The sequence below is a fragment of the Rhodoligotrophos defluvii genome, from assembly GCF_005281615.1.
Classification (GTDB): domain Bacteria; phylum Pseudomonadota; class Alphaproteobacteria; order Rhizobiales; family Im1; genus Rhodoligotrophos; species Rhodoligotrophos defluvii.
In genome coordinates, this window is the sequence record NZ_SZZM01000002.1 from 449,180 (window position 1) to 472,477 (window position 23,298).

The following is a 23,298-nucleotide window of genomic DNA, read 5'->3' on the forward strand; positions in this document are numbered from 1 at the left end:
CGAGGGAACATGCCCTCCTTATGCGACACTTTGCCGGGACGCGCCATGACTGGACAATCCTAGAGCACGGTGCCAAAAGACGTCCTGTCTGAGAAGGATTCTAGGATCCGTCGCAGACATGCTTGCTGAATGGCGTTGCCGCCCATCCATTCCATCGGGTTACTCAGGGGGTTGAGATCAGTGGTTGCCGCAACCGAAACTCAACAAGAACCGACACGGCGCGACTTCCTCTACATTGCCACGGGCGCATTTGCCGCAGTGGGAGCCGGCGCGGTGGCATGGCCGCTCATCGATCAGATGAACCCGGACAGATCGGTTCTGGCGCTGGCTTCCACCGAGGTTGATCTCTCCCAGCTGCAGGAAGGCCAGAGCATCACCGTCACCTGGCGCGGCAATCCGATCTTCGTGCGCTATCGCACGCCGAAGGAGATCGAGGAGGCGAAAGCCGTCCCGATCGATCAGCTCCCCGATCCGATCGCGCGAAATCCAAACCTGCCTGACCCCGACAGCGCCCCGGCCACCGACGAGAACCGCGTGGTGAACGGCAGGGAGCAATACCTCATCCAGATCGGCGTCTGCACCCATCTGGGCTGCGTGCCGATCGGGCAGGCCGGCGACTTTGACGGCTGGTTCTGCCCGTGCCACGGCTCGCACTACGACTCTGCCGGACGCATCCGTAAGGGGCCGGCGCCGGAAAACCTGCACATCCCCCCTTACACCTACACCACTGACACCAAAGTGACGATCGGCTGAGGAGACTGGCTCAGATGAGCGGCGAACCATCCACTTATGAGCCGAAGACCGGCATCGAGAAATGGCTCGATCAGCGCTTGCCGATCGTCCGCCTGGCCCATGACCAGGCACTCGCCTTCCCCACCCCACGCAACCTGAACTATTTCTGGACGTTCGGCGGCATCCTCGCGGTGTTCCTGGTTCTCCAGATCATCACCGGCGTGACGCTGGTCATGCACTACACGCCGGACACGCGGCTCGCCTTTGACAGCGTCGAGCACATCATGCGCGACGTGAATTACGGCTGGCTCATCCGCTACATGCATGCCAACGGCGCCTCGTTCTTCTTCATCGCCGTCTATATCCACATCTTCCGCGGCCTCTACTACGGCTCCTACAAGGCGCCGCGCGAGGTCCTGTGGATCATCGGCGTGATCATCTACCTGGTGATGATGGCCACCGCCTTCATGGGCTACGTGCTCCCCTGGGGGCAGATGAGCTTCTGGGGCGCCAAGGTCATCACCAACCTGTTCAGTGCCATACCCTTCTTCGGCGAGTCGATCGTCACCTGGCTGTGGGGTGGCTTCAGCGTGGACAACCCCACCCTGCAGCGCTTCTTCGCCCTGCACTACCTCCTGCCTTTCGTGCTGGCGGGGCTCGTGGTTCTGCACATCTGGGCCCTGCACGTGCCCGGCAACAACAACCCCACCGGCGTCGCGGTGAAGTCCAGCCAGGATACGGTGCCCTTCCACCCCTACTACACCATGAAGGACGCCTTCGCGATCATGGTGTTCCTGTTCGTCTTCGCGCTCTTCGTGTTCTACCTGCCCAACTATCTCGGGCATGCGGTGAACTATGAGATGGCCGACCCGCTCAAGACCCCGGCACATATCGTTCCGGAGTGGTACTTCCTGCCCTTCTACGCCATCCTGCGCTCGATCCCGGACAAGCTCCTCGGGGTGATTGCGATGTTCAGCGCCATCCTGGTGCTGTTCTTCGTACCCTGGCTCGATACCTCCAAGGTGCGGTCGAGCAACTACCGGCCGATCTACCGTCAGTTCTTCTGGCTGCTCGTCATCGACTGTCTGGTGCTCGGCTATGTGGGTTCGCGGCCGCCGGAGGGCATCTGGGTGACCATAGGCCAGATCGCCACCGCCTACTATTTCCTGCACTTCCTGGTGATCCTGCCCTTGGTCGGCCTGATCGAGACGCCGAAGCCACTGCCCGCGAGCATTTCCGAATCGGTGCTCGGCAGCAAGGCCGGCCAGACCCAAGCGCAACCCGCCGAGTGATCGATGGTTGAAAGCAGCCCCATGTCACACAAACTCATGACGATGCGAGCCCGCAGCCTGCTCACAGCCATCGCCGTAGGTCTCGGCCTTGCCCTGGCTGCCCCGGCCTTCGCCGCCGAGGGCCAGCGGGAGGCGAAAAACGTTTCGTTCTCCTTCGAGGGCCCATTCGGCACCTTCGACCGGGCCCAGCTGCAGCGCGGCTATCAGGTCTACAAGGAGGTCTGCGCCGCCTGCCACAGCATGAATCTCCTGTATTTCCGCAATCTCGGCGAGCCTGGCGGCCCGGAGTTTCCCGAGGCGCAGGTGAAGGCGATCGCCGCCGGCTATCAGATCCAGGCAGGCCCGAACGAGGACGGCGACATGTTCGAGCGTCCCGGGCTGCCGTCAGATCGCTTCCCCGACCCGTATCCCAATCCGCAAGCGGCCCGCGCGGCCAATGGCGGCGCCCTGCCGCCGGACCTGTCGCTGATCACCAAGGCGCGTCCCGGCTGGTATGGCACCCTGACCCAGCTCTTCCACGGCATCGGTGGTCCGGAATATGTCTACTCGGTGCTGACCGGCTACGAGGACCCGCCGCCGGAGATCGCCGGCAGCGGCCCGCCCGGCGGATCCTACAACCCCTATTTCGCCGCGGGCCCGTGGATCGGCATGCCCAAGCCGCTGAATGACGGCCAGGTCACCTATCAGGACGGGACCGAGGCGACGGTGGAGCAGATGGCCCGCGACGTCTCGGCCTTCCTCGCCTGGGCGGCTGAGCCGAAGATGGAGCAGCGCAAGGAGCTCGGGTTCCAGGTGCTGATCTATATCGCGATCCTCAGCGTGCTGCTCTATCTCACCAAGCAGCGCATCTGGTCACGCATCGGACAACATTGACCGCCGCCTCTCACCATGCCTGCGGTGGCCTCGTCGCTCAATCCCCTCTCGGCCTGCGCCGGAGGGGAATTTTTTTGCGCGACATTCACGAACGCTATCGGCTTTGAACGAGTGAGGACCAGCCCATGACCAAAGCTGTTCTCGGCATCATCGGCGGCAGCGGCTTTTACGACCTGCCGCTGACCAATGCGCGCCAGGAGAGGATCGCCAGCCCCTGGGGTGAGCCGTCCGACAGCCTCACCATCGGCGAGGTCGAGGGGCTCACGGTGGTGTTCCTGCCCCGCCACGGCAGGGGCCACCGCCTCTCACCAAGCGACATCAACTACCGGGCCAATATCGACGTGCTGAAGCGAGCCGGGGTGACCGATCTGGTCTCGGTCTCGGCCTGCGGCTCGTTTCGCGAGCACCTGCCGCCCGGCACCTTCGTGCTGGTGGACCAGTTCATCGACCGCACCTTCGCCCGGCCCAAGAGCTTCTTCGGTGCGGGCTGCGTGGCGCACGTGTCCCTGGCCGAGCCGGTGAGCCCAAGACTGGTCGAGCGCGTGGCGGCGGCAGCACGGGCCGAAGCCATTCCGCACCACACCGGCGGCACCTATCTGGCGATGGAGGGGCCGCAATTCTCGACCCTTGCCGAATCCAAGCTCTATCGCGCCTGGGGCTGCGACGTGATCGGCATGACGAACATGCCGGAAGCCAAGCTCGCCCGCGAGGCCGAGATCTGCTACGCCACCGTGGCCATGGTGACCGATTTCGACTCCTGGCATCCCGACCACGGCACCGTTGACATCACCCAGATCATCAAGGTAATGACGGAGAATGGTGAAAAGGCGCGCCGGCTGGTTGCGCGCCTTGCCCGCGATTTCCCGCGCGAGCACGAGCCCTGCCCCATCGGCTCCGACCGGGCGCTGGAGCACGCGATCATCACTGCGCCCGACGCACGCGATCCGGCGCTGGTGACCAAGCTCGACGCGGTAGCGGGCAGAGTACTGGCGAAAGCCATTGCTCAGTAGCTACACAAATATAAAGTATTATTCAAGCAGCTGTATAAAGAATGCTTTAGCACTTTTGGTCTAGATAAGGTGACACAAATACTGATATCTCTTGAGATGATGATCGCGTTCATCAGATCATGCATATATAGATCCAATACGATCAGTAGATTTAGGAGATTTTTAAATGCCTGTATCCCCCTATTTGGCTGGTGCTATCGGGCTCGGCATCGGCGGGGCTCTTGGAGCCGTCGCGACCGGTTTGACGGTTTGGGGCATCATGAGCCACAATGAGGACCAGCACGACTCAATCTGGCATAATCCAGATTATTCGGGCGCCAAGACAGATACTTACTTCCATTCCCCAGCCGCCGACTATCACCACACATCCTAGTTCGGCCATACGCGAATTGAGGTAAGCAGCTCCGCTGAAGCGGCGCTCGCCGCTTCAAAGGTCTGCCCAATGTGGAACCACATACTGATGGTCGGGATCGGCAATCTGGTCTGATATGACCGCGCCGGTCTCGCCATTTGCTTCACCGGAAGAGTGCTCCGCCGCAATCAGCTGGCTGAGCCCCCACGCTCCCGCGCCACCGAGGGCTGCGCCGCCCACAAGCGCTGGTGCGAGATGCCATGGCTTGAGCTGAAAACCGGAGCCGTGAGGCTGCCCCCCGGAACTGTCGGCCGCCAGCTCCGCCAAGCGTTCGCTCAGATGCGTAACGTTGAGGTCTGTCCATGCGCCGCGATCCGTCTTTTCCTGGACCACGCCAAGAAAGTTCTCTCTTGCATATGCCTTGGCCTCTCTGATCTGTTCTCCGGCAAGCTCATTGACCCAGTTCCCCAACACCTCTTTGAGAGGGTTAGGCTGCTCGTGCAGTCGCGGATCGGCGGCGTGCAGGCCCTTCAGAAAAGCTTCGTATTTCAACCCCTGCACGTTTCCGAACTCCGCCATGTGCTCCCGAAACTTGTCCAGCTTCGAGAAATCGGAAACGCGCATCGTGAACGGTCCGAAATCGTATAGCCTGCCAGCATCCGCAGCCGTATCGGCAAGCAGACCAGTTAAATTTCCCGCGGAAACAGGCCGCTCAGTGGCAAGCAGCGGCCTTGCCAGCGACGGCTCGCTTACGGACCGTACCATTGTGGATTCTGCAACCCGCGTCATGTGAGCACCTCTACAACCCGAGATCACACGCAATGATTGCAAAAATTGCAGCGAACTGGCGGCGGCTATCCGGCATATCTATGACATTCAACCTGAAATTGCTCTTGTCAGATTCCCTGCCCCGGGCCACTGCTGCCGCCGTCCCAATGAAAGAACGAGAAGTGCGAGAACGGCAGCCAGGCGAGGCCTGCGAGCCCGAAGAGGAACAGCACCAGCATCGTCAGCGTCCATAGAACGATGAAGGCTGGAATAGAGGCCACCGCCAGCTTGATCAGAAACCACACCATCGACCAGAACGGCATCCGGATATTGGTAACGATGACCTCACGCTGATCGGACATAACGGCCTCTCGATTGATTGTTGCGGGAAGGAAAGCCTTTGCCAGCCTTGCAGATAACGATATGCCTATAGTCGCCAGATGGTACCGTTTCTGTTAAGCAGACAGCCGACACTCCCGGTCCACATTCAGCAGCCGTGAAAGGAAGCGTGAACGATGAACGTCCGCAGCAACACGGACATCAAAAGCCTGATCCGCTCGATCCCCGATTATCCCAAGCCGGGCATCATCTTCCGCGATGTGACCACGCTCTTTGCCAATGCACGCGGCTTGCGGGCGACCATCGACGAGCTGATTTGGCCGTTCATCGGCGAGCAGATCGATTACGTGGCCGGCATCGAGGCCCGCGGCTTCATCCTCGGCGGTGCGGTGGCGCGCGAGCTCGGGGTTGGCTTCGTGCCCATCCGCAAGAAGGGCAAGCTGCCCTGGAAGACCATCGGCAAGGAATACCAGCTCGAATACGGCGTCGATACGGTCGAGATCCATGCCGACGCGGTCGGCAGGGGCGACAGGATCCTGCTGGTCGACGATCTGATCGCCACCGGCGGCACGGCGACCGCTGCCATCGAGCTTCTGCAGGAATCCGGCGGAGAGGTGGTGGCCGCGGCTTTCGTGGTCGACTTGCCTTTCCTCAAAGGTGCGGACCGCATCGCCGCACGCGGCCTGAAAGTGCACACCCTGGTCGCCTTCGAGGGCGAATAGCGGCATGAAGGTCAACGGCGTCCATTACCGCTCGATCTGGCGCGAGGACCAGGCCGGCGGCGCGGTCAAGATCATCGATCAGACACGGCTGCCCCATGAATTCGTGATCGTCGAGCTCGGAACGCTCGAGGACGCTGCGCGGGCCATCGAAACCATGCAGGTGCGCGGCGCCCCCCTGATCGGCGCCACCGCCGCTTACGGCATCGCTTTGGCCCTCGCCCATGATCCCTCCGACGAGGCGCTGGAAGCCGCCGCTGCCCGCCTGCGCCGCACCCGCCCCACCGCCATCAATCTCAACTGGGCCATCGATGAGATGCTGGCCGCCATCCGCAACCGCCCGCGGGAGATCCGGATCGAGGAGGCCTTCGCCAAGGCGGCTGATATCTGCGACCAGGATGTGGAGACCAACCGGCGCATCGGCGAGCACGGCCTCACGCTGATCCGCGACATCGCCGCGGCCAAGCCCGGCCAGACCGTCAATATCCTCACCCATTGCAATGCCGGCTGGATCGCCACCGTCGATTGGGGAACCGCGCTCGCCCCCATCTACATGGCCCATGATGCAGACATTCCCGTCCATGTGTGGGTGGACGAAACCCGGCCGCGCAATCAAGGCGCGGCACTCACCGCCTGGGAACTCGGCCAGCATGGCGTGCCGCACACCATCATTGCCGATAACAGCGGTGGCCACCTCATGCAACATGGCAAGGTGGATCTCTGCATCGTCGGCACCGACCGCACCACCGCCCAGGGTGATGTGGCCAACAAGATCGGCACCTATCTGAAGGCGCTCGCCGCCCGAGACAACGATGTGCCCTTCTACGTGGCCCTGCCCTCTTCCACCATCGATTGGACGGTCAGGGACGGCATCGCCGAAATCCCTATTGAGGAACGGGCAGCCACGGAGGTGACCCACATCACCGGCCGCAGCGGCGACGGCCAGATCGTCACCGTGCAGGTGTCAGCCCCGGGCAGCCCCGCGGCAAACCATGCCTTCGACGTGACCCCGGCCCGCCTCGTCACCGGCCTCGTCACCGAGCGCGGCATCTGCCCCGCCAGTGCCGAAGGGCTTTTATCGCTGTTCCCGGAGCGGAAGGGGTGAGCTAAGCCGCGTCCTCGCCGCGGCCGAACATCTCCACCAGGATCCGCACCTTGAAGGAGATCACCTCCTCGTTCCGCTGATTGCGGCCGATCACCTGCAGGCTCATCATGCCCCAGCCCGGGCGCGAGGCGAGCGGCCGCTTGTCCAGCAGGGTGGCGGTATAGGTGACCTCGTCGCCCGCATAGACCGGCCGCGGCCAACGCATCTCCTGGAAGCCGGGCGAAGGACCAACCTCCGGCCAGCGGCCGCGCGGCGGCTTGTGGCGCGCTTTATAGGCGTCCTGATAGCTGACATTGCAGTACATCCAGGCGGAGCCGGTATGCCAGCCCGACGCGCAGAGATGGCCGAAGATCGAGCCGCGCGCCCCTTCCTCCGAGAGATGGAACGGCTGCGGGTCGAACCGGCTGGCGAAGCGCACGATGTTCTCTTCGGTGAAGCGGTAGGTGCCGACGCGCAGCTGCTCGCCCACCTTGAGGTCCTCGTAGAAGTCAACCAGCATGGGCAACCTCTGACGCACGCGTCTTGAACAAGTTGACCCCGCGCATCTCGACCACCAGCACACCCTCGCTGTTGAACAGCTGCCACAGCACGGTCACGATGCCCATCTCCGGCCGCTTGGCCGACACGCGCGCATCCAGCACCTCGGCCCGCAGGTGATAGTCACCGGGCCGCACCGGCTTGATCCAGCGGCACTCCTCGACCCCGAACGACCCCATGCCCGCGGCGCGGTCGATATAGGTGTCAGCGATCAGGCGCATCATGATGCTGGAGGCATGCCAGCCGCTGGCGCACAGCCCACCCAGAATACTCGCGTCCGCCGCCGCCTCGTCCACGTGAAACGGCAGCCAGTCGAATTCTCGGGCATAGGCCTTGATCTCCTCGGCCGTCAGCGCGTAGACGCGCGACTGGAACACCCGGCCGGGGCTGAAATCCTCATAATAGAGCTCCGCCATCACACCTCCCGAACCGTCCTGCTGGAACCATCAAGTTGCGAAGCGGAAATGCATGACGTCGCCATCGCGCACCAGATAGTCCTTGCCTTCCAGCCGCATGCGCCCCGCCTCCTTCGCCCCGGCCTCTCCGTTGAGCGCAACGTAGTCGTCATAGGCAATCGTCTCGGCGCGGATGAAGCCCTTCTCGAAATCGCTGTGGATCACGCCGGCCGCCTTGGGTGCCGGGGTTGATCTGCGCACCGTCCAGGCGCGCGCCTCCTTCGGTCCCACCGTGAAATAGGTGATCAGGTCGAGCAGCCGGTAACCCTCCCGGATCAGCCGGTTGAGGCCGGGCTCGTCGAGGCCCAGCTCGGCCAGATAATCCTGGCGCTCCGCCTCGTCGAGCTGGGCGAGCTCGGACTCGATCTGCGCCGAGATCACCACGGCCCCCGCCCCTTCCGCCGCCGCCTTCTCCAAAACCTTCGCGGAGTGCTGGTTGCCCGCAGCCGCCGATGCCTCCTCCACATTGCACACATAGAGCACCGGCTTGGTGGTGATGAGCCCCAGGCCTCTCCACGCGGCGGCCTGGTCCTCGGGCACCTCGGCGAGACGCGCGGGCTTTCCTTCCCGCAGCAGCACGAGCGCCCTGTCGATCAGCTCAAGCGCCGCCTTCGCTTCCTTCTCGCCTGACTTCGCCTTCTTCTCGATTGCCACCCGCCGGCGCTCCAGGCTCTCGAGATCAGCCAGCATCAGCTCCGTCTCGACGATCTCCGCATCCCGCAAGGGATCAACCTTGCCCTCCACATGGGTCACGTCCTCGTCCTCGAAGCAGCGTAGCACGTGAGCGATGGCATCCACTTCCCGAATATTGGCGAGGAACTGATTGCCCAGCCCTTCGCCCTTGGAGGCGCCACGCACCAGCCCCGCGATGTCGACGAAGGTCAACCGCGTCGGAATGATCTCCCGCGACTTCGCAATGTCAGCCAGCTTCTCGAGCCGCGGATCGGGCACCGCCACGTCGCCCACATTCGGCTCGATCGTGCAGAAGGGATAATTCGCCGCCTGCGCCGCCGCCGTCTGGGTCAGGGCGTTGAACAGGGTCGACTTGCCCACATTGGGCAGCCCGACGATACCGCAGCGGAACCCCATGAAATCAGTCCTTCTCGGCAATGTCCGCGCGCGTATCCGCCTTGCCCTTCTCGCCCGCCGGGGCGGCAGGCGGCTTGAGCGCGGTATGCACGCGGTTTTGAAATGTCTCGGGCTTGTCGGTCACCAGCAGCGGCGCGTGCTCGGCGATCGCATCCAGCAGCGGGTCGAGCCAGGCCGCGTCCGCCTTGGCGAAGTCACCCAGCACATGGCCCAGCACCAGATCCCGGTCGCCGGGATGGCCGATGCCCACCCGCACCCGTGTGAAATGCGGCCCGATATGAGCGATGATCGACTTGATCCCGTTATGCCCGGCCGCACCGCCGCCCAGCTTGATGCGCAGCTTGCCCGGCGCCAGGTCGAGCTCGTCGTAGAACACGACCACGTCCGTGGGCTCGGCCTTGTAGAAGCGCAGGAGCTCGCCCACCGAGCGGCCGGATTCGTTCACATAGGTCTGCGGCTTCAGGAGCACGGCGCGGACGCCGTCGAGCTCGCCTTCCGAGATCTCGCCCTGAAACCGCTTGCGCCACGGCCCGAAACGGCCGTGCCGGCGGTGGATCGCGTCCACCACCATGAAGCCGATATTATGCCGATTGTGCTGGTATTTGGGGCCTGGATTGCCCAGGCCGACGATAATGACCATCGTCATCCAAGCCCCTGCAACCCAAAAGCCTATGCGGCCGGGGTCTCGCCTTCGCCCTCGGCGCCTTCCTCCGCCGCCTCCTCGACGCCGGCGGCCGGCGTGGCGATGGTGGCGATGGTGAAGTCGCGGTCGGTGATGGTCGGCTTGACGCCTTCCGGCAGCTTCACCGCGGAGATATGGATGGAATCGCCGATATCGGTGCCGGTGAGATCGATGGTGATCTCCTCCGGGATGTTGTCGGCCGGGCAATCGAGCTCGATCTCGTGCCGCACGATGTTGAGCACACCGCCGCGCTTGATGCCGGGCGAGCGCTCTTCGTTGGCGAACACCACCGGCACGGCCACCGTGATGTGGGAGTCCTTGGCGACACGGAGAAAGTCCACATGGATGAGAAAATCGCGTACCGGCTCGAACTGCACGTCCCGCGGCAGCACCTGCACCTTGTCGCCATTCACGTCCAGCGTGTAGATCGTCGACAGGAAGCGGCCGGTCTCGACTTCCTTCATGAGGTCCTTATAGGCAAGCGAGATCAATTGCGGCTCTTGCTTCGCACCATAGATCACGCCGGGAACCCGCCCCTGACGACGTACGGCACGAGCGGCCCCCTTGCCGGCCCGGTCACGCACGACGGCAGTCAATGCATGTGTCTGCGCCATGAGATTTCTCCTGAACGTCCATAACAAAACGAGGCCACGCGAGGCGGCCTCCCACGCGCGCGGGGCTTCCTCCAGGGGTGAACGGCGCCCGGCCTTGCGCGGATGCGGGGCTTATACCGGCTAAGCGGGCGCGATGCAATGCCGGCCTTGCCCGGCGCCCTCGCTTCGATGTGATTTCATTCTCCACTGGGAGGTTTGCGGTACGGGCGCGAACCGCCATATTGGGAGCAGCGAATCCGCAAAGCAAACCTTGCTCCGTCGAATGAACAGCGAAGTGAACCAAAGCATTGCAGCACCGGGCGAGGTGGCCACACGCCCCGTACGAACTGGGCCGGAGGTCATCCGCGCGGTGGTCCGCACCGCGCCGACCCGGCCCGGGGTCTATCGCATGTTCGACGCAGAAGGCACCCTGCTCTATGTGGGCAAGGCCCGCAGCCTGAAAGCACGCCTCCAGAATTACACGCGCTTGGGCGGCCACACCAACCGCATCGCCGCGATGATTTCGCTCACCGCGAGCATGGAGCTGATCACCACCGCCACCGAGGCGGAGGCGCTCCTGCTCGAAGCCAATCTGATCAAGAGCCACCGGCCACGCTATAACGTGGTGCTGCGCGACGACAAGTCGTTCCCCTACATCCTCATCGCGCGCGACCACCCGGTGGCGCAGATCACCAAGCACCGGGGCGCCCGCACGCGCCAGGGCTGGTACTTCGGCCCCTTCGCCTCGGCCGGCGCGGTGAACCGCACCATCAACGCGCTGGAGAAGGCCTTCCTCATCCGCTCCTGCTCGGATTCCGTGTTCGAAAACCGCACGCGCCCTTGCCTGCTCTATCAGATCAAGCGCTGCAGTGCCCCTTGCACCAACTATATTGACGCTCCCGACTACGCCGTGCTGGTCGACAACGCCGTGACCTTCCTCTCCGGCCGCAGCCAGCTCGTGAAGCAGCAGATGGCGCGCGCCATGGAGGAAGCGGCGGAGCGGCTCGATTTCGAGCAGGCCGCCCGCTACCGCGACCGGATCGCCGCCCTGTCCCACGTGACCGCCCATCAGGGCATCAATCCGCAGACGGTCGAGGAAGCGGACGCCTTCGGCATGTTCCAGCAGGGCGGCCAGACCTGTATCCAGGTTTTCTTCTTCCGCTCCGGCCAGAACTGGGGCAATCGCGCCTATTTCCTGCGCGCGGACAAGGACGTCGAGCCGGGTGAAGTTCTGGAATCCTTTCTCGCCCAGTTCTATGACGACAAGCCCTGCCCGCGGCTGATCCTGCTCAGCGACGAGATCCCCTCGCGCGAGCTGCTCGAGACGGCGCTTGCCACCCGCGCCGACCACAAGGTGTCGATCGCGGTGCCCAAGCGCGGCGAGAAACGCGAACTCGTGACCCACGCGGTCAGCAACGCCCGCGAGGCGCTCGGCCGCAAGCTGGCCGAAACCAGCTCGCAGAACCGGTTGCTGGAGGGTGTTGCCCGTTCCTTCGGCATGGATCAGCCGCCGCGCCGCATCGAAGTCTACGACAACAGCCACATTCAAGGCGCGTCCCCCGTCGGCGCCATGGTGGTGGCGGGCCGCGACGGCTTCATCAAAAAGGAATATCGCAAGTTCAATATCCGCAACCTGGATGCCGCCGGCGACGACTACGCCATGATGCGCGAGGTGCTCACCCGCCGCTTCAGCCGCCTGATGAAGGAGTCCGCCGCCCTCGATGTGGATGGACCGTTGGATGAAGGCGATGCGGAGGAAGCGGATGCCGCGGGCGCGCTGGAGGACCTGCCGGCTTGGCCCGACCTGGTGCTCATCGATGGCGGTCAGGGCCAACTCTCTGCGGCGCTGGCCGTGCTCAAAGAGCTGGGCGTGAACGGCGTGACGGTTGTGGGTGTAGCAAAAGGACCGGATCGCGATGCCGGTCGCGAGCATTTCCACATGGCGGGCCGGCCGCCCTTCATGTTGGAAACCAGGGATCCTGTCCTTTACTATGTACAGCGGTTACGAGACGAGGCTCATCGCTTTGCCATCGGCAGCCATCGGGCGCGGCGGAAGAAAGCGATGGGAGCCAATCCACTGGACGAAATTCCGGGTATCGGACCGGAGCGCAAACGTGCTTTGCTGCGCGCCTTCGGATCGGCCCGCTCGGTCGCCCGCGCCAGTGTCGCAGATCTTGCGGCGGTGGCCGGTGTCAGCACCGCCCTGGCGCGGACGATCTATGACTATTTTCATGAAGGACAGAAGTGACGCAAGGGGCGAGGTCGTCACCAATGACGCTTTCGGATTCACACGGTGCGATGAGTAGCAAATCACCAGCGGCCATGCGCCGGCGCGATCAGATCCTGAATTTCCCGAATTTCCTCACATTCGGGCGGATCGCCGCCGTGCCGCTCATCGTCGCCTGCTTCTTCATCGAGGGCGACGGAGCGCGCTGGCTGGCATTGGGCCTGTTCATTGTGGCGGCCATCAGCGATTTCTTCGATGGCTACCTCGCACGGCTGTGGTCGCAGCAATCCTCCCTTGGCCGCATGCTGGATCCGATCGCCGACAAGCTGCTGGTTGCGGCCGTGCTGCTCATGCTGACGGCAGTGCGCACCATCGACGGGGTCCACGTCGTCGCCGCGGTGATCATTTTGCTGCGCGAGGTGCTCGTCTCGGGTCTGCGCGAATATCTCGCTGAGCTGCGCGTCTCGGTGCCGGTCACCCGTTTGGCGAAATGGAAGACGACACTGCAGATGGTGGCCATCGCCCTGCTCATCGCCGGCGCCGCGGGCGACAGGGTAATGCCCTTCACCACCACGGCCGGGCTGGTCGGCCTCTGGATCTCGGCGCTGCTCACGCTCTACACCGGCTATGACTATCTCAAGGCCGGCCTCGACCATGTGATGGAGGACGGCGGCCAATGAAAGTGCTCTATTTCGCATGGGTGCGCGAGCGCGTCGGCAAGGCGGAGGAGGAGCTCAGTTTTCCGGCCGAAGTCACCACCGTCGCGGATGCCATTGCATGGTTGGCTGAAAAAGACCAAAATTATGCCCACGCCTTCGGGGATTTGCGGGTGATCCGCGCCGCCGTCGACAAGTCGATGGTACCGCTGGATACGCCAATCAAAGGTGCGAGAGAGATTGCGTTCTTCCCGCCTGTCACTGGCGGGTGACGCAAGACACTGATGGGGATAGCTATGCTCAATGGGCGCTTGCCAGCCATGGCCGCCGCCGCGGCGGCCGTTGCCGCGCTGCTAGCCGGGTGTACACAAACCACCTATACCGCCTTCGAGGGCGGCTATGATCCGTATCTCCGCGAGAAAGTGTTCGAGCGCTACATCATCGGCACCGTGGACGACAAGCGCCGCTCGATGCGCTTTGCCCTGGGCGATCTGCGCAGGGCCGAGGGCGTGCCCTACAGCGCGGACTTTTTCCAGCGCCACGGCTTCAGTTGCGAGGCGGCCAACATCTGCTCACTGACGGTGCAGAAATATGTCTACCGCAGCAAACGGGTGAACCTCGTTTGGGGTGACAGACCGCTGGTGCAGGCGCCCGGCGATTTCGGCGATGTCGCCACCATCATCCACGATACCTATACCGTGAGCTATACGCCGACCTCCATCGACGTGGCCGTCACCAGCGAGGCGCGAGACTACATGGCGCCGTGACCGAGCGCCGGGTATCAATCAGATGTGGGCCGCATCGTGCGGATAAACGTGATGTTGCGGCTCGTTGGCATCCAAATTCCCGTGTGAATTGGCATAATGATGATACGCTAAGGCACCCGCGCCCGCCAACCCGCCAGCGGCGGCTGCACCAGCAGCCAAAAACGCCTTCTGGATGCCTGACATTCCATGATCGCCCACCGCTTCACCATACGAGGGCGGCCGTCCGAACATCCTGACATAGTCCCGAGCAGTCAAATCTGCCCCGGGCGCATCGTAAGCGGGAGGAGGGCCAGACGGCAACGGCTCGGGACCTCGTCCAAGGAACAGCTCTTGCGGGGAAGCATGTTCACTGTATGCAGGTGGCGGTTCGAACGGGCCCACCGACGTAAATTCACCATAAGCTGGTGGCGGCCCGAATGGATGGGCCTCGCTATTGAAGGGCGAAGCCGATTCTGTTGGACGGACCGGCCGCGTTTCTATGATCGTCTCCTCAGTATACTCCACGTCCATTCTTTGCTGAAGTTCTTCGATCTGTACGGTATTAACCATTGCAACAGCTCACCTTTAAAAGACACCCAGCAATTTAAGACCATACTTTACACTTCTAAGTTATATTTCCCCGATTGTATAATAGTATTTCAGTTAACTTCCGGCTACCAATTCGATAATAACTCAGGCAACACAACAGTCCGCGGCTGTTTTTTTGCTTGAATACTGATGAGATCGGGCCGGAGCGGATGCAAACCAGCCACAGCGACCTGTATGTTCTGCGTTCATATGGGAGAGATCAGACTTGGGCGGCACGCGGCCGGAAGGGCGCTGACGGGCGCCCGCTCGATCAGATCAGCCCGAGCTCGCGCAGGTCGCGGCGCATGCCGTCGGGCACATCCGCATCGGCCGTGTTCGCAAGGTCGGCGGGCGCATCTTCCGCCTTGAGATAGCGCCAGCCCTGAAAGGCGCGGCGCGGGGTCGGCCGCACCGGAACGAGTTGGTTGCCCAGCACGATCCGGCAGCGCTCGATGCCATCTCCATCGGTTAGGCTGCGCAGACCGATGATCGGCTGCCGCACCATGATCGCCCCGCGAATGACCCAGTAGAGCGAGCCGCCCGCCAGCACTTCCTCGCAGCGTTTCGGAAACATCCGGGTGGTGTGGCCGACCTCCTCGCCGCGCCGCAGGCGCTCGGCCTGCCATTGGGCGAGGTCCTCAATGCTGTCGCAGCCGACACAGAGCTTGATCAGATGAAGAGGCATGCCCCATCAATTGACCACATCGCCCACCTTGCGCAACGCGACCAATAGCTCCTCGTCGCGGCCATACACGTCCTTGCGGAAATGCACGGAAGCGTCCTTGTTGGCCCAAGCCGTGATGTAGGTCACATAAACCGGCACCGGCGTCTTGAGCTTGGCGACACCGTTTTTCTGGACCTTCAGCTGCTGCGCGATGCGGCCCGGCGTCCAGCTCGGATCGTCATGGCCGAGGATCACCTCCGCGAGCTTGACCGGGTTCTCCACCCGCATGCAGCCATGGCTGAAATAGCGGCTGTCCCTGTCAAACAGGCTCTTGGCCGGCGTGTCGTGGATATAGACGTTGTAAGGGTTGGGGAACATGAACTTGAGCTGCCCCAGCGCGTTCTTGGCGCCCGGCTTCTGCCGCAGCATCACCGGAAAGGTGCCGCGCCCATAGCTGCGCCAAGGCACGCTGCCGAAATCCACCACCTGCCCGCCCCGCAGCACCTCGAACCCCTGGCTGGCCAGGGCATAAGGGTTGGCCTTGAGCTTCGGCAGATATTCGTTGACCGCGATACTGGTTGGCACGTTCCAATAGGGATTGAACACCACATAGGTCATGTTCTGGGTGAATACCGGCGTGCGCGAATAGGGCTTGCCGACCACCAGCCGCGCGTCGTGAATGGTTTTCTCCCCGTCCACCACCTTGAGATACTGGTCCGCCAGGTTCACGAAGACGTAGAACTTACCGGTATCGTCCGGCATCCAGCGGCGCCGCTCCATGTTGAGCACGATCTGCCGGATACGGTCCTCCACGGGCACGTTCAAGGCCTCGAGGGTGTCCGGCCCGATCACCCCGTCACTGGTCAGGCCGTGCCGTTCCTGAAACAGCTTCATAGCGTCGATGATGGCGCCGTCATAAAGCTCGTGCATGTCCGGGGCGGATGCGGAAAGATCCGCAGTCGCAATCAGCAGCTCGCGGAGCAGCGGCACCCGCTTGTCGGTCATGCCCGGCTTCAGCGGCTTGCCATCCGGGATCTTCGGCCAGCCGCCGCGATAGGAAATGTCGCGGTAGAGGGCAAGTGCCTCCTTCAGGCGGGCATAATTGGCCGAAGGCGGCGCCAGGCTGTCCACGTAAGGCCCGATATCCTCCGCCTGCTCGGCGCCGTCCAGCAGGGTCAAGGCGCCGGGCCCATGCGGCTTGAGATGAGTGTCCTTGCCGATCTGGTCCGGCACCACTCGCCCCACGCTAAGGTCGTTGCCGTAGTCGATGAAGGCGCGCGACAGGAGCAGGTCGAGCGCAGCCAGTGTCTTGCTATCCCTCGCCTCCATGCGGGCGGTGATTTCGCCGATCAGGTAGTTGCGCGGATCAAGTCCGTCTTCCTCCGCGGCGCGCAGGATGTCGAGAAAGTCGCGCGCCTTCGACTTGGGCCCGTTGTCGCGCACCCACAGCGGTTTGTAATCCCGCTCCTGGTAATAGGTGAACACGTCGAACAGACGCTTATCGTTGTCGTCAATGCCGACGCTCACCCCACCACCGTCGATGATGGCCTGGATTTCCGCAGCAACCCGCGTATTGGTCGTTTCGGCCGCGGCCGCCCCGCCGAGTCCGAATATGAACAGCGCCAGCCATAGGTGCGGCCACGCACCAAGCCGACACAGTGCCCCGACCATCTTCCCCTCCCACGTGCCTGGACCGAATTCCTCTTGCGAGGATCCTACTATCCAAACGCACAACAGTCATGGGCAAATTGGCCGTCAAACGGCTTGGGCGCGCCCCTTGGACGCGCCCACCAAATCAAGGGTCATGAGAGCGGAAGCCTACTCCGCGGCCGCCGTCCGGGCCACAGTCTTTGGCTGCACCGCGTGCATATACGCGTCCATCAGCGTACGGGTGATCTCGCCGACCGTGAACCGGTACGGCCCGATCTCCGACACCGGCGTCACCTCGGCCGCCGTGCCCACGATGAAGCACTGCTCGAAGCCCGCCATCTCCTCCGGCATGATCGCCCGCTCATGCACCTTGATGCCGCGGTCCTTGGCCAGCCCGATCACCGTCCGGCGGGTGATGCCGTCCAGGAAGCAGTCCGGCGTCGGCGTATGCAGCGCGCCATCCCTGACGAAGAAGATATTGGCGCCCGTAGCCTCGGCCACCTGGCCGCGCCAGTCCAGCATCAGCGCGTCCGCATAGCCCTTGCGCTCGGCCGCATGCTTGGCAAGAGTGCAGATCATGTAGAGGCCGGCAGCCTTGCTCTTGCACGGCGCCGTGCGCGGATCCGGCCTACGCCACTCGGCGATGTCGAGGCGAATGCCTTTCAGCCGCTGCGCCGGGTCGAAATAGGACGGCCATTCCCAGCAGGCGATCGCCACCTGGACCCGCGAGGCTTGAGCCGACACCCCCATCATCTCCGGCCCGCGCCAGGCCAGCGGCCGCACATAGCCATCGACGAACTTCTGCGCCGCCACCACTTGCCGGCAGGCATCGTTGATCTGCTCACGCGTATAGGGGATCTCGAAATCCAGGATGCGCGCGGACTCGAACAGGCGATCCGTGTGCTCGGCCAGCTTGAAGATCTCGCCGCCATAGACACGCTCGCCCTCGAACACGCAGCTCGCGTAATGGAGTCCGTGGTTCAGTACGTGAAGCTTGGCCTCGGTCCAGGGTACCAGCGCGCCATTGAACCAGATGAAGCCTTCTCGCTGGTCGAATGGTAACACGCTCATCGCCTAATTCCTTCCATCATGCGGCGCCAGGTCCGAGGCAGACCTGCAACCACTCCCCATTCCCTCACGGCAGCCTCACGCTCTCCAGCAGAGCAACAGCAGCCGTAGTCCTCGGGGGCCGGGCTCCAGGGAACGAAACTTCATCTTCGGCCTGGAAAATGCGACAAAGATTTCTCAGAACGTCTTTCACGAGTAACAATCGATGCGAAATATGTCAATATGGCTGACATAATTCGCATGCCGGTCCCTAACCGCTGGAGGTTACCATAGTTCACGTCGACAATGGTATAGATGGGATAACGCCCGCGACCCTTGAAGACGCGCGCGTCGTGAAGCTGGTCGAGCTTCTGTTCTTCGCCTATCGCGATTTCGTCTCCGACCCGGACGAGATCCTGCGCGACTTTGGTTTCGGCCGTGCCCATCACCGCATCCTGCATTTTGTTGGCCGCAATCCTGGCATCAGGGTGGCCGAGCTGCTCGACATCCTGCGCATCACCAAGCAGAGCCTCGGCCGCGTGCTGCGCGAGCTGATCGAGAAAGGCTATGTTTACCAGGAGGAAGGGAAAGAGGACCGGCGCCAGCGCCTGCTCTATCTCACCGAAAAGGGCAACAAGCTGCGCCTGGAGCTGCTGGCGCCTCAGATCGAGCGCATCCGGCGGGCGATGAGCGCGGTTGACGACGGCGGCTCAGGCGGCGAAAAGTTGCTGTTTCATCTGATCGACCCGGAAGACCGCGACCATGTGGCTCACCTGATCAGGCCGGAGCGGTAGCCGCGTCGGCTCCGTGCTGATCGATACCGGAAATGACAGTGCGAGACGAAGCGCCCCATATACTCGTCGTCGACGATGATCGGCGCATCCGCGAGTTGCTCAAGTCGTTCCTGACCACGAATGGCTTCCGCGTGACCGCAGCCGGCAACACCGAAGAAGCGCGCGCCGCCATGACGTCCTTCACATTCGATCTCCTGGTGGTGGATGTGATGATGCCGGGCGAGTCGGGCATCGACTTCACCCGCGCCTTGCGCGCCAACTCGGACGTGCCTGTGCTGTTCCTCTCGGCGCTCTCCGAGAGTGGCGACCGCATCGAGGGTTTGGCCAGCGGTGGCGATGATTATCTGCCCAAGCCGTTCGAGCCGCGCGAGCTCCTGCTCCGCCTCCGCAATATCTTGCGGCGAAAGATCCAGGTTGCACCGCAGCGCACCGAGATTACAATGGGGACCTGCACGTTCAACCCGCAGCGGGGTGAATTCAGGCGCGACGGGCAGACCGTCAAATTGACGACACGGGAGCGTGATCTCCTGCGCATGTTCGCAGCACGGCCAGGAGAGCCGATTAGCCGGGCCGAGCTCGCCGGCGGCAGCTCCGGCGAGAGCATGCGCGCCGTCGACGTGCAGATCAACCGGCTGCGGCGGAAGATCGAAAAGGACCCGGCAACCCCCGTCTATCTGCAGACCGTGCGGGGCTCGGGCTACATCCTGTACACGGACTGACCCCACGGCGGTCCTGATCGGGGAAGGATGCAGAGGCAGCCATGGTATCGGTCAGCAGCGGCTACAACCAAGCCGGCACCGGCGAGCCGGGATTCTACTGGCGCTTCAACCGGTTTCTCGAGCGCCACCTGCCGGCGCGGCTCTATCCGCGCTCGCTCATCATCATCATCACGCCCATCGTGCTGCTGCAATCGATCATGGCGTTCATCTTCATGGAGCGCCACTGGGATCGAGTGACCAAGCAGCTGTCGCGCTCGGTTGCCCGCGAGATCGCGTTTCTGGTCCAACTCTATGAGTATTACCCGAAGACGCCGGCCAACACCCAGCACCTGCTGAAGCTCGCCAATGACACGCTCGACCTCGGGCTGACGATTGCCGAGGGCCAGCCACTGCCGCCGCCCGCCGACAAGCCGCTGTTCTCGCTGCTCGATATGAAGCTGTCGAAATATCTCGCCCGCTATGTCGGACGGCCGTTCTGGCTCGATACGGTCGGCCGCTCCGGATATGTGGACATAAGGGTCGAGGTGGAACCTGGCACCACCTTCAGGATCCTCACCAATCAGAGCCGGGCCTATGCCTCGAACACCCACATCTTCCTTCTATGGATGGTCGGCTCGTCGCTGGTGCTGATGTTCGTGGCCATTATCTTCCTGCGCAACCAGATCCGGCCGATCATGCAGCTGGCGGAAGCGGCGCAGAACTTCGGCATGGGCCGCGACGTGCCGCCGTTCCAGCCCAAGGGCGCAGCGGAAGTGCAGATTGCCGCGCAAGCCTTCAACAACATGCGCGAACGGATCGAGCGGCATGTGGAGCAGCGCACCGCGATGCTGGCCGGGGTGAGCCACGACCTGCGTACCATTCTCACCCGCTTCAAGCTGGAACTGGCCTGCTGCGAGGATTCCCCGCAGATCCGCGAGCTGCAGCGGGATGCCGACGAGATGCAGCGCATGCTCGAGGATTACATGGCCTTCGTGCGCGGCGATGGCGGCGAGCGCTCGATCGATGCCGATATCGCCTCCATCATCTCGTCGGTTGCGCGCATCGGCGAGAAGCGTGGCCGCGAGGTCGCCGTCACCGTGCCGGACGAGCTTTGGGCGCCCGTCAAGCCCAATGCGTTCAAGCGCTGCCTCTCCAATCTCGTGGGCAACGCCGCCAAACACGCCAACCGCATCACCATTTCGGCCAACCTGGATGACCGTCATCTCACGATAATCGTCGACGATGACGGTCCCGGCATTCCGGCCGACAAGCGAGAGGAGGTGTTCCGGCCCTTCTTCCGGCTGGACGACGCACGCAATCAGGATGAGACCGGCACCGGGCTTGGCCTGGCCATCGCGCGCGACATCGCCCGCAGCCATGGCGGCGATATCTCGCTCAGCGAAAGCCCCATGGGCGGCTTGCGCGCGACGGTGCAGACGCCCGTCTGGTAGGGATCACCGGCGCCGGCTTCAGAATAGCCGGCTGCCGTTGGGGACGTCCTTGTCGACACTGGCGAGTACAACGTCCCCATTGGTGTCGGCAAAGCCGAGGGTCAGCACCTCCGACAGGAACGGTCCGATCTGCCGCGGCGGAAAATTCACCACCGCGGCCACTTTCCGGCCCACCAGCTCCTCCAGGGTGTAGTGAACCGTGATCTGGGCCGAGCTCTTCTTCCTGCCGATCGGCTCGCCGAAATCGATCAGCAGCTTGTAGGCCGGCTTGCGTGCCTGCGGAAACGGTTCGGCACTCACGATGGTGCCCACGCGAATGTCCACCTTCAGGAAATCATCGAAGGTGATCTGAGAAGCAACGGGTCCCCCGATCATTACCTCAACCTGCCGCCCTCGCCTCGCCGGCCCTTTGCTGCCGCCGTTCTTGTCTGGCGCGCCTATAATCCTTGCCGAGGTTGAGCACTTGCTGCCCGACGGAACAGGCAAGCCGCATCGTCGCGCCGACCATGGCGATCGGCCCATCCAGCCGGTTCAGGGTCTGGGCCCCGCGACGCAGCTGTCTGTCGAGCTCGGCCATGGTCTTGGGCAAACCCGGATCCTCCTCGTCCACCCATACGCGCAGCACCCGGCCATAGACCAGGCCGAGGCCTGCCGCCTTCATGGCGCCGTCGAGACCATGCGTGCGGACGCCCGCGGCCGCCAGCATCCACCGCCTGGAGTTAAGCTGCGTCACGAACAGCTCCGGCAGCCCGTCGAAAGTGCTGGCTACGTCCCGGAAAATCGCCTTCAGTCCGGCCTTGTAGGGCTCCAGCGCCTCAAGACGCATCATCAGCACGTCGAAGACGCGGTCCCGCGGGCTTGCCGCTTCACCACCTGCCGCCTCGCGCTCGATACGCGTCAGAACCGCTTGATCGATGCTCCTGATGAAATCGGCGAGAATGGCGCCCTTCGTCGCATAGCGGGCGCGGAGCCGCGGCAGCGCAACACCGCTCTCGCGGGCGATGTCCTGCATGGACAATGCCGTCCAGCCCTGATCCGCGGCCAGCCGCATCGTGGCATCGATGACACGCCGGCGCTCCTCGTTCCCCGGCATCTCCGGGCCCGCCGGTTGCGCTTCCGTCCGCGCTCTCTCGGTCCTCCTGCCTCGGCGCGGCGAGGGTTCGGCTTCCATCCGAGCCTCTTCGCCGGCGCGCCGCGCAGACGCCGCCCGGGCGGCCCGGCCGCTGGCACGTCCTTCGCGCAATCCGCCTTTCCGGGTCCGCTTGGGTTTCTGGTCGCCGTTATCAGATCTCTCTTTGGCCATAGCAATTCCTGTCAGTATTCCAGGGCCGCCTCGCTTACCGAGTAAGTCGATTGGGACCCGGTCCGTTCCGACCGATCAAATATCAGCCCGCAAGCTCGCGCGAGCGGCGGGTGGCGGAGGCCACAGCGCTGTCGAGCACCGGCCGCAGCCCGTCCGCAGACATGAGCACCGCCAGCGCCGCCGCGGTCGTCCCGCCTGGCGAGGTGACATTCTCGCGCAAGGTCGCCGCCGGACTGCCGGTCACCCGCATCAGCTCACCGGCGCCTGCCACCGTCGCCCGCGCCAAGGTCATCGCCAAATCGGCCGGCAGACCTGCCTTGGCGCCAGCCTCGGCCAGGCATTCCGTGAGATAGAACACGTAGGCCGGCCCGGAGCCCGAAACGGCAGTGACGGCATCCATGAGAGTCTCGTCCGAAATCGTTGCAACTTCGCCAACCGCCGACAGAAGCTCCTCGCAAAGAGCCACCTGCTCTGCGGACACATTGGCGTTCGGAACGATGACCGTGATGCCGCGCCCGATCGCCGCGGGCGTATTGGGCATCGCGCGGATGACCGCCGCATCCGCGCCGAACGTGCGCTCGAAAAATCCGATACTCTTCCCCGCTGCCACCGAGATCACCAGCGGCTTCTGCTCGGCCAATGGCTTGAGCGCCGGCAGGACGTCCGCCATGATCTGCGGCTTCACCGCCAGCACCAGCACGGCTACATCGGAAATACTGCCCAGCGGCGGATTATGCGCAAGGCTGTGGCTTGCGATCAGCGCGGTCATTTCCGGTGCCGGCGATGGATCGAGGATCACGATCTGCTCGGCGGCAATCCCCCGGGCGAGCCAGCCCTGAAGCATGGCTCCGCCCATCTTGCCGGCGCCAACCAGTATCAGCTTGCCTTGCAAACTCATGCACCCTCCCTTCTGCATGGCTCGCAATCC

The 23,298-nt window shown here is 63.4% G+C and carries 28 protein-coding genes; 14 read left to right on the top strand and 14 right to left on the bottom strand.

Going from position 1 to position 23,298, the window contains the following annotated elements; all coding sequences use genetic code 11:
* Positions 1–171 precede the first annotated feature (171 nt).
* From petA to E4P09_RS11305, 5 genes are all read left to right on the top strand, one after another.
* On the top strand, positions 172–753 hold the full coding sequence (petA, locus tag E4P09_RS11285) for a ubiquinol-cytochrome c reductase iron-sulfur subunit (protein WP_428977710.1): 582 nt from the start codon (positions 172–174) through the stop codon (positions 751–753).
* Between the two features lie 14 nt (positions 754–767).
* Positions 768–2,024 carry a cytochrome b gene (locus E4P09_RS11290; RefSeq protein ID WP_137389701.1) on the top strand — a complete coding sequence of 419 codons (1,257 nt, stop codon included), beginning with the start codon at positions 768–770 and terminating at the stop codon, positions 2,022–2,024.
* A gap of 21 nt (positions 2,025–2,045) precedes the next feature.
* Positions 2,046–2,897, top strand: coding sequence for a cytochrome c1 (locus E4P09_RS11295; protein ID WP_239025137.1), 852 nt, complete (start codon positions 2,046–2,048; stop codon positions 2,895–2,897).
* A gap of 125 nt (positions 2,898–3,022) precedes the next feature.
* Positions 3,023–3,907, top strand: a complete 885-nt coding sequence (locus tag E4P09_RS11300; protein WP_137389702.1) for an S-methyl-5'-thioadenosine phosphorylase — start codon at positions 3,023–3,025, stop codon at positions 3,905–3,907.
* Between the two features lie 166 nt (positions 3,908–4,073).
* Positions 4,074–4,280: a hypothetical protein gene (locus E4P09_RS11305; protein ID WP_137389703.1), complete on the top strand. Its 207-nt coding sequence runs from the start codon at positions 4,074–4,076 to the stop codon at positions 4,278–4,280.
* 54 nt (positions 4,281–4,334) lie between these two features.
* On the opposite strand, the gene E4P09_RS11310 is transcribed toward E4P09_RS11305, so the two are convergent.
* Positions 4,335–5,048, bottom strand: coding sequence for a hypothetical protein (locus E4P09_RS11310; RefSeq protein ID WP_137389704.1), 714 nt, complete (start codon positions 5,046–5,048; stop codon positions 4,335–4,337).
* A gap of 107 nt (positions 5,049–5,155) precedes the next feature.
* Complete coding sequence (locus E4P09_RS11315) at positions 5,156–5,389, bottom strand: hypothetical protein (protein ID WP_137389705.1); 234 nt, start codon at positions 5,387–5,389, stop codon at positions 5,156–5,158.
* Between the two features lie 153 nt (positions 5,390–5,542).
* On the opposite strand from E4P09_RS11315, the gene E4P09_RS11320 reads away from it, so the two are divergent.
* On the top strand, positions 5,543–6,088 hold the full coding sequence (locus E4P09_RS11320) for an adenine phosphoribosyltransferase (RefSeq protein WP_137389706.1): 546 nt from the start codon (positions 5,543–5,545) through the stop codon (positions 6,086–6,088).
* Positions 6,089–6,092: 4 nt separating this feature from the next.
* Positions 6,093–7,190: an S-methyl-5-thioribose-1-phosphate isomerase gene (mtnA, locus tag E4P09_RS11325; protein WP_137389707.1), complete on the top strand. Its 1,098-nt coding sequence runs from the start codon at positions 6,093–6,095 to the stop codon at positions 7,188–7,190.
* A gap of 1 nt (position 7,191) precedes the next feature.
* Here mtnA and E4P09_RS11330 read toward each other — a convergent pair whose 3' ends face one another.
* The 5 genes from E4P09_RS11330 to E4P09_RS11350 are packed head-to-tail and all read right to left on the bottom strand — an operon-like array spanning position 7,192 to position 10,567.
* Positions 7,192–7,689, bottom strand: a complete 498-nt coding sequence (locus E4P09_RS11330; RefSeq protein WP_137389708.1) for a MaoC family dehydratase — start codon at positions 7,687–7,689, stop codon at positions 7,192–7,194.
* Positions 7,679–8,143, bottom strand: a complete 465-nt coding sequence (locus E4P09_RS11335) for a MaoC family dehydratase (protein WP_137389709.1) — start codon at positions 8,141–8,143, stop codon at positions 7,679–7,681. The genes E4P09_RS11330 and E4P09_RS11335 overlap by 11 nt, the downstream gene beginning before the upstream one ends.
* Before the next feature lie 30 nt (positions 8,144–8,173).
* Positions 8,174–9,271 carry a redox-regulated ATPase YchF gene (gene ychF / locus E4P09_RS11340; protein WP_137389710.1) on the bottom strand — a complete coding sequence of 366 codons (1,098 nt, stop codon included), beginning with the start codon at positions 9,269–9,271 and terminating at the stop codon, positions 8,174–8,176.
* A gap of 4 nt (positions 9,272–9,275) precedes the next feature.
* Entirely contained in the window at positions 9,276–9,917 is a 642-nt protein-coding gene (pth, locus tag E4P09_RS11345; RefSeq protein ID WP_338049002.1) for an aminoacyl-tRNA hydrolase, read from the bottom strand.
* Between the two features lie 23 nt (positions 9,918–9,940).
* Positions 9,941–10,567: a 50S ribosomal protein L25/general stress protein Ctc gene (locus E4P09_RS11350; protein WP_137389711.1), complete on the bottom strand. Its 627-nt coding sequence runs from the start codon at positions 10,565–10,567 to the stop codon at positions 9,941–9,943.
* Between the two features lie 262 nt (positions 10,568–10,829).
* Between E4P09_RS11350 and uvrC the strand changes: the two genes are divergently transcribed.
* The 4 genes from uvrC to E4P09_RS11370 all read left to right on the top strand — a co-directional run bounded on the left by uvrC (position 10,830) and on the right by E4P09_RS11370 (position 14,196).
* Positions 10,830–12,794 carry an excinuclease ABC subunit UvrC gene (gene uvrC, locus E4P09_RS11355; RefSeq protein ID WP_137389712.1) on the top strand — a complete coding sequence of 655 codons (1,965 nt, stop codon included), beginning with the start codon at positions 10,830–10,832 and terminating at the stop codon, positions 12,792–12,794.
* 74 nt (positions 12,795–12,868) lie between these two features.
* Positions 12,869–13,453, top strand: coding sequence for a CDP-diacylglycerol--glycerol-3-phosphate 3-phosphatidyltransferase (pgsA, locus tag E4P09_RS11360; RefSeq protein ID WP_137390278.1), 585 nt, complete (start codon positions 12,869–12,871; stop codon positions 13,451–13,453).
* Positions 13,450–13,701, top strand: a complete 252-nt coding sequence (gene moaD / locus E4P09_RS11365) for a molybdopterin converting factor subunit 1 (RefSeq protein WP_137389713.1) — start codon at positions 13,450–13,452, stop codon at positions 13,699–13,701. The genes pgsA and moaD overlap by 4 nt, the downstream gene beginning before the upstream one ends.
* 48 nt (positions 13,702–13,749) lie before the next feature.
* Positions 13,750–14,196, top strand: a complete 447-nt coding sequence (locus E4P09_RS11370; protein WP_170984374.1) for a hypothetical protein — start codon at positions 13,750–13,752, stop codon at positions 14,194–14,196.
* An 18-nt stretch (positions 14,197–14,214) separates the two neighbouring features.
* Here the strand turns inward: E4P09_RS11370 and E4P09_RS11375 are convergent, their stop codons facing one another.
* The 4 genes from E4P09_RS11375 to E4P09_RS11390 form a co-directional block, all read right to left on the bottom strand.
* Positions 14,215–14,745: a hypothetical protein gene (locus E4P09_RS11375; protein WP_137389715.1), complete on the bottom strand. Its 531-nt coding sequence runs from the start codon at positions 14,743–14,745 to the stop codon at positions 14,215–14,217.
* A gap of 289 nt (positions 14,746–15,034) precedes the next feature.
* Entirely contained in the window at positions 15,035–15,448 is a 414-nt protein-coding gene (locus tag E4P09_RS11380) for a DUF1489 family protein (RefSeq protein ID WP_137389716.1), read from the bottom strand.
* A 6-nt stretch (positions 15,449–15,454) separates the two neighbouring features.
* Entirely contained in the window at positions 15,455–17,098 is a 1,644-nt protein-coding gene (locus E4P09_RS11385; RefSeq protein ID WP_137389717.1) for a L,D-transpeptidase family protein, read from the bottom strand.
* A gap of 147 nt (positions 17,099–17,245) precedes the next feature.
* Positions 17,246–18,148: a branched-chain amino acid aminotransferase gene (locus E4P09_RS11390; RefSeq protein ID WP_137389718.1), complete on the bottom strand. Its 903-nt coding sequence runs from the start codon at positions 18,146–18,148 to the stop codon at positions 17,246–17,248.
* Between the two features lie 329 nt (positions 18,149–18,477).
* On the opposite strand from E4P09_RS11390, the gene E4P09_RS11395 reads away from it, so the two are divergent.
* From E4P09_RS11395 to E4P09_RS11405, 3 genes are read left to right on the top strand one after another with little or no spacing between them, the layout of a single operon-like run.
* Positions 18,478–18,918 (top strand): MarR family winged helix-turn-helix transcriptional regulator, encoded by a 441-nt coding sequence (locus E4P09_RS11395; protein ID WP_428977705.1) that lies wholly within the window; start codon positions 18,478–18,480, stop codon positions 18,916–18,918.
* 32 nt (positions 18,919–18,950) lie between these two features.
* A complete protein-coding gene (locus tag E4P09_RS11400) occupies positions 18,951–19,637 on the top strand; it encodes a response regulator transcription factor (RefSeq protein WP_137389720.1) in 687 nt (228 codons plus the stop codon).
* 41 nt (positions 19,638–19,678) lie between these two features.
* The gene (locus E4P09_RS11405; protein WP_137389721.1) at positions 19,679–21,067 is read left to right on the top strand and encodes an ATP-binding protein; all 1,389 of its coding nucleotides are present in this window, start codon (positions 19,679–19,681) and stop codon (positions 21,065–21,067) included.
* Positions 21,068–21,085: 18 nt separating this feature from the next.
* Here E4P09_RS11405 and E4P09_RS11410 read toward each other — a convergent pair whose 3' ends face one another.
* From E4P09_RS11410 to proC, 3 genes are all read right to left on the bottom strand, one after another.
* The gene (locus E4P09_RS11410; RefSeq protein WP_137389722.1) at positions 21,086–21,442 is read right to left on the bottom strand and encodes a tRNA-binding protein; all 357 of its coding nucleotides are present in this window, start codon (positions 21,440–21,442) and stop codon (positions 21,086–21,088) included.
* A gap of 4 nt (positions 21,443–21,446) precedes the next feature.
* Entirely contained in the window at positions 21,447–22,160 is a 714-nt protein-coding gene (locus E4P09_RS11415) for a TetR family transcriptional regulator (RefSeq protein ID WP_170984375.1), read from the bottom strand.
* A gap of 292 nt (positions 22,161–22,452) precedes the next feature.
* On the bottom strand, positions 22,453–23,268 hold the full coding sequence (gene proC / locus E4P09_RS11420) for a pyrroline-5-carboxylate reductase (protein ID WP_137389724.1): 816 nt from the start codon (positions 23,266–23,268) through the stop codon (positions 22,453–22,455).
* Positions 23,269–23,298 lie beyond the last annotated feature (30 nt).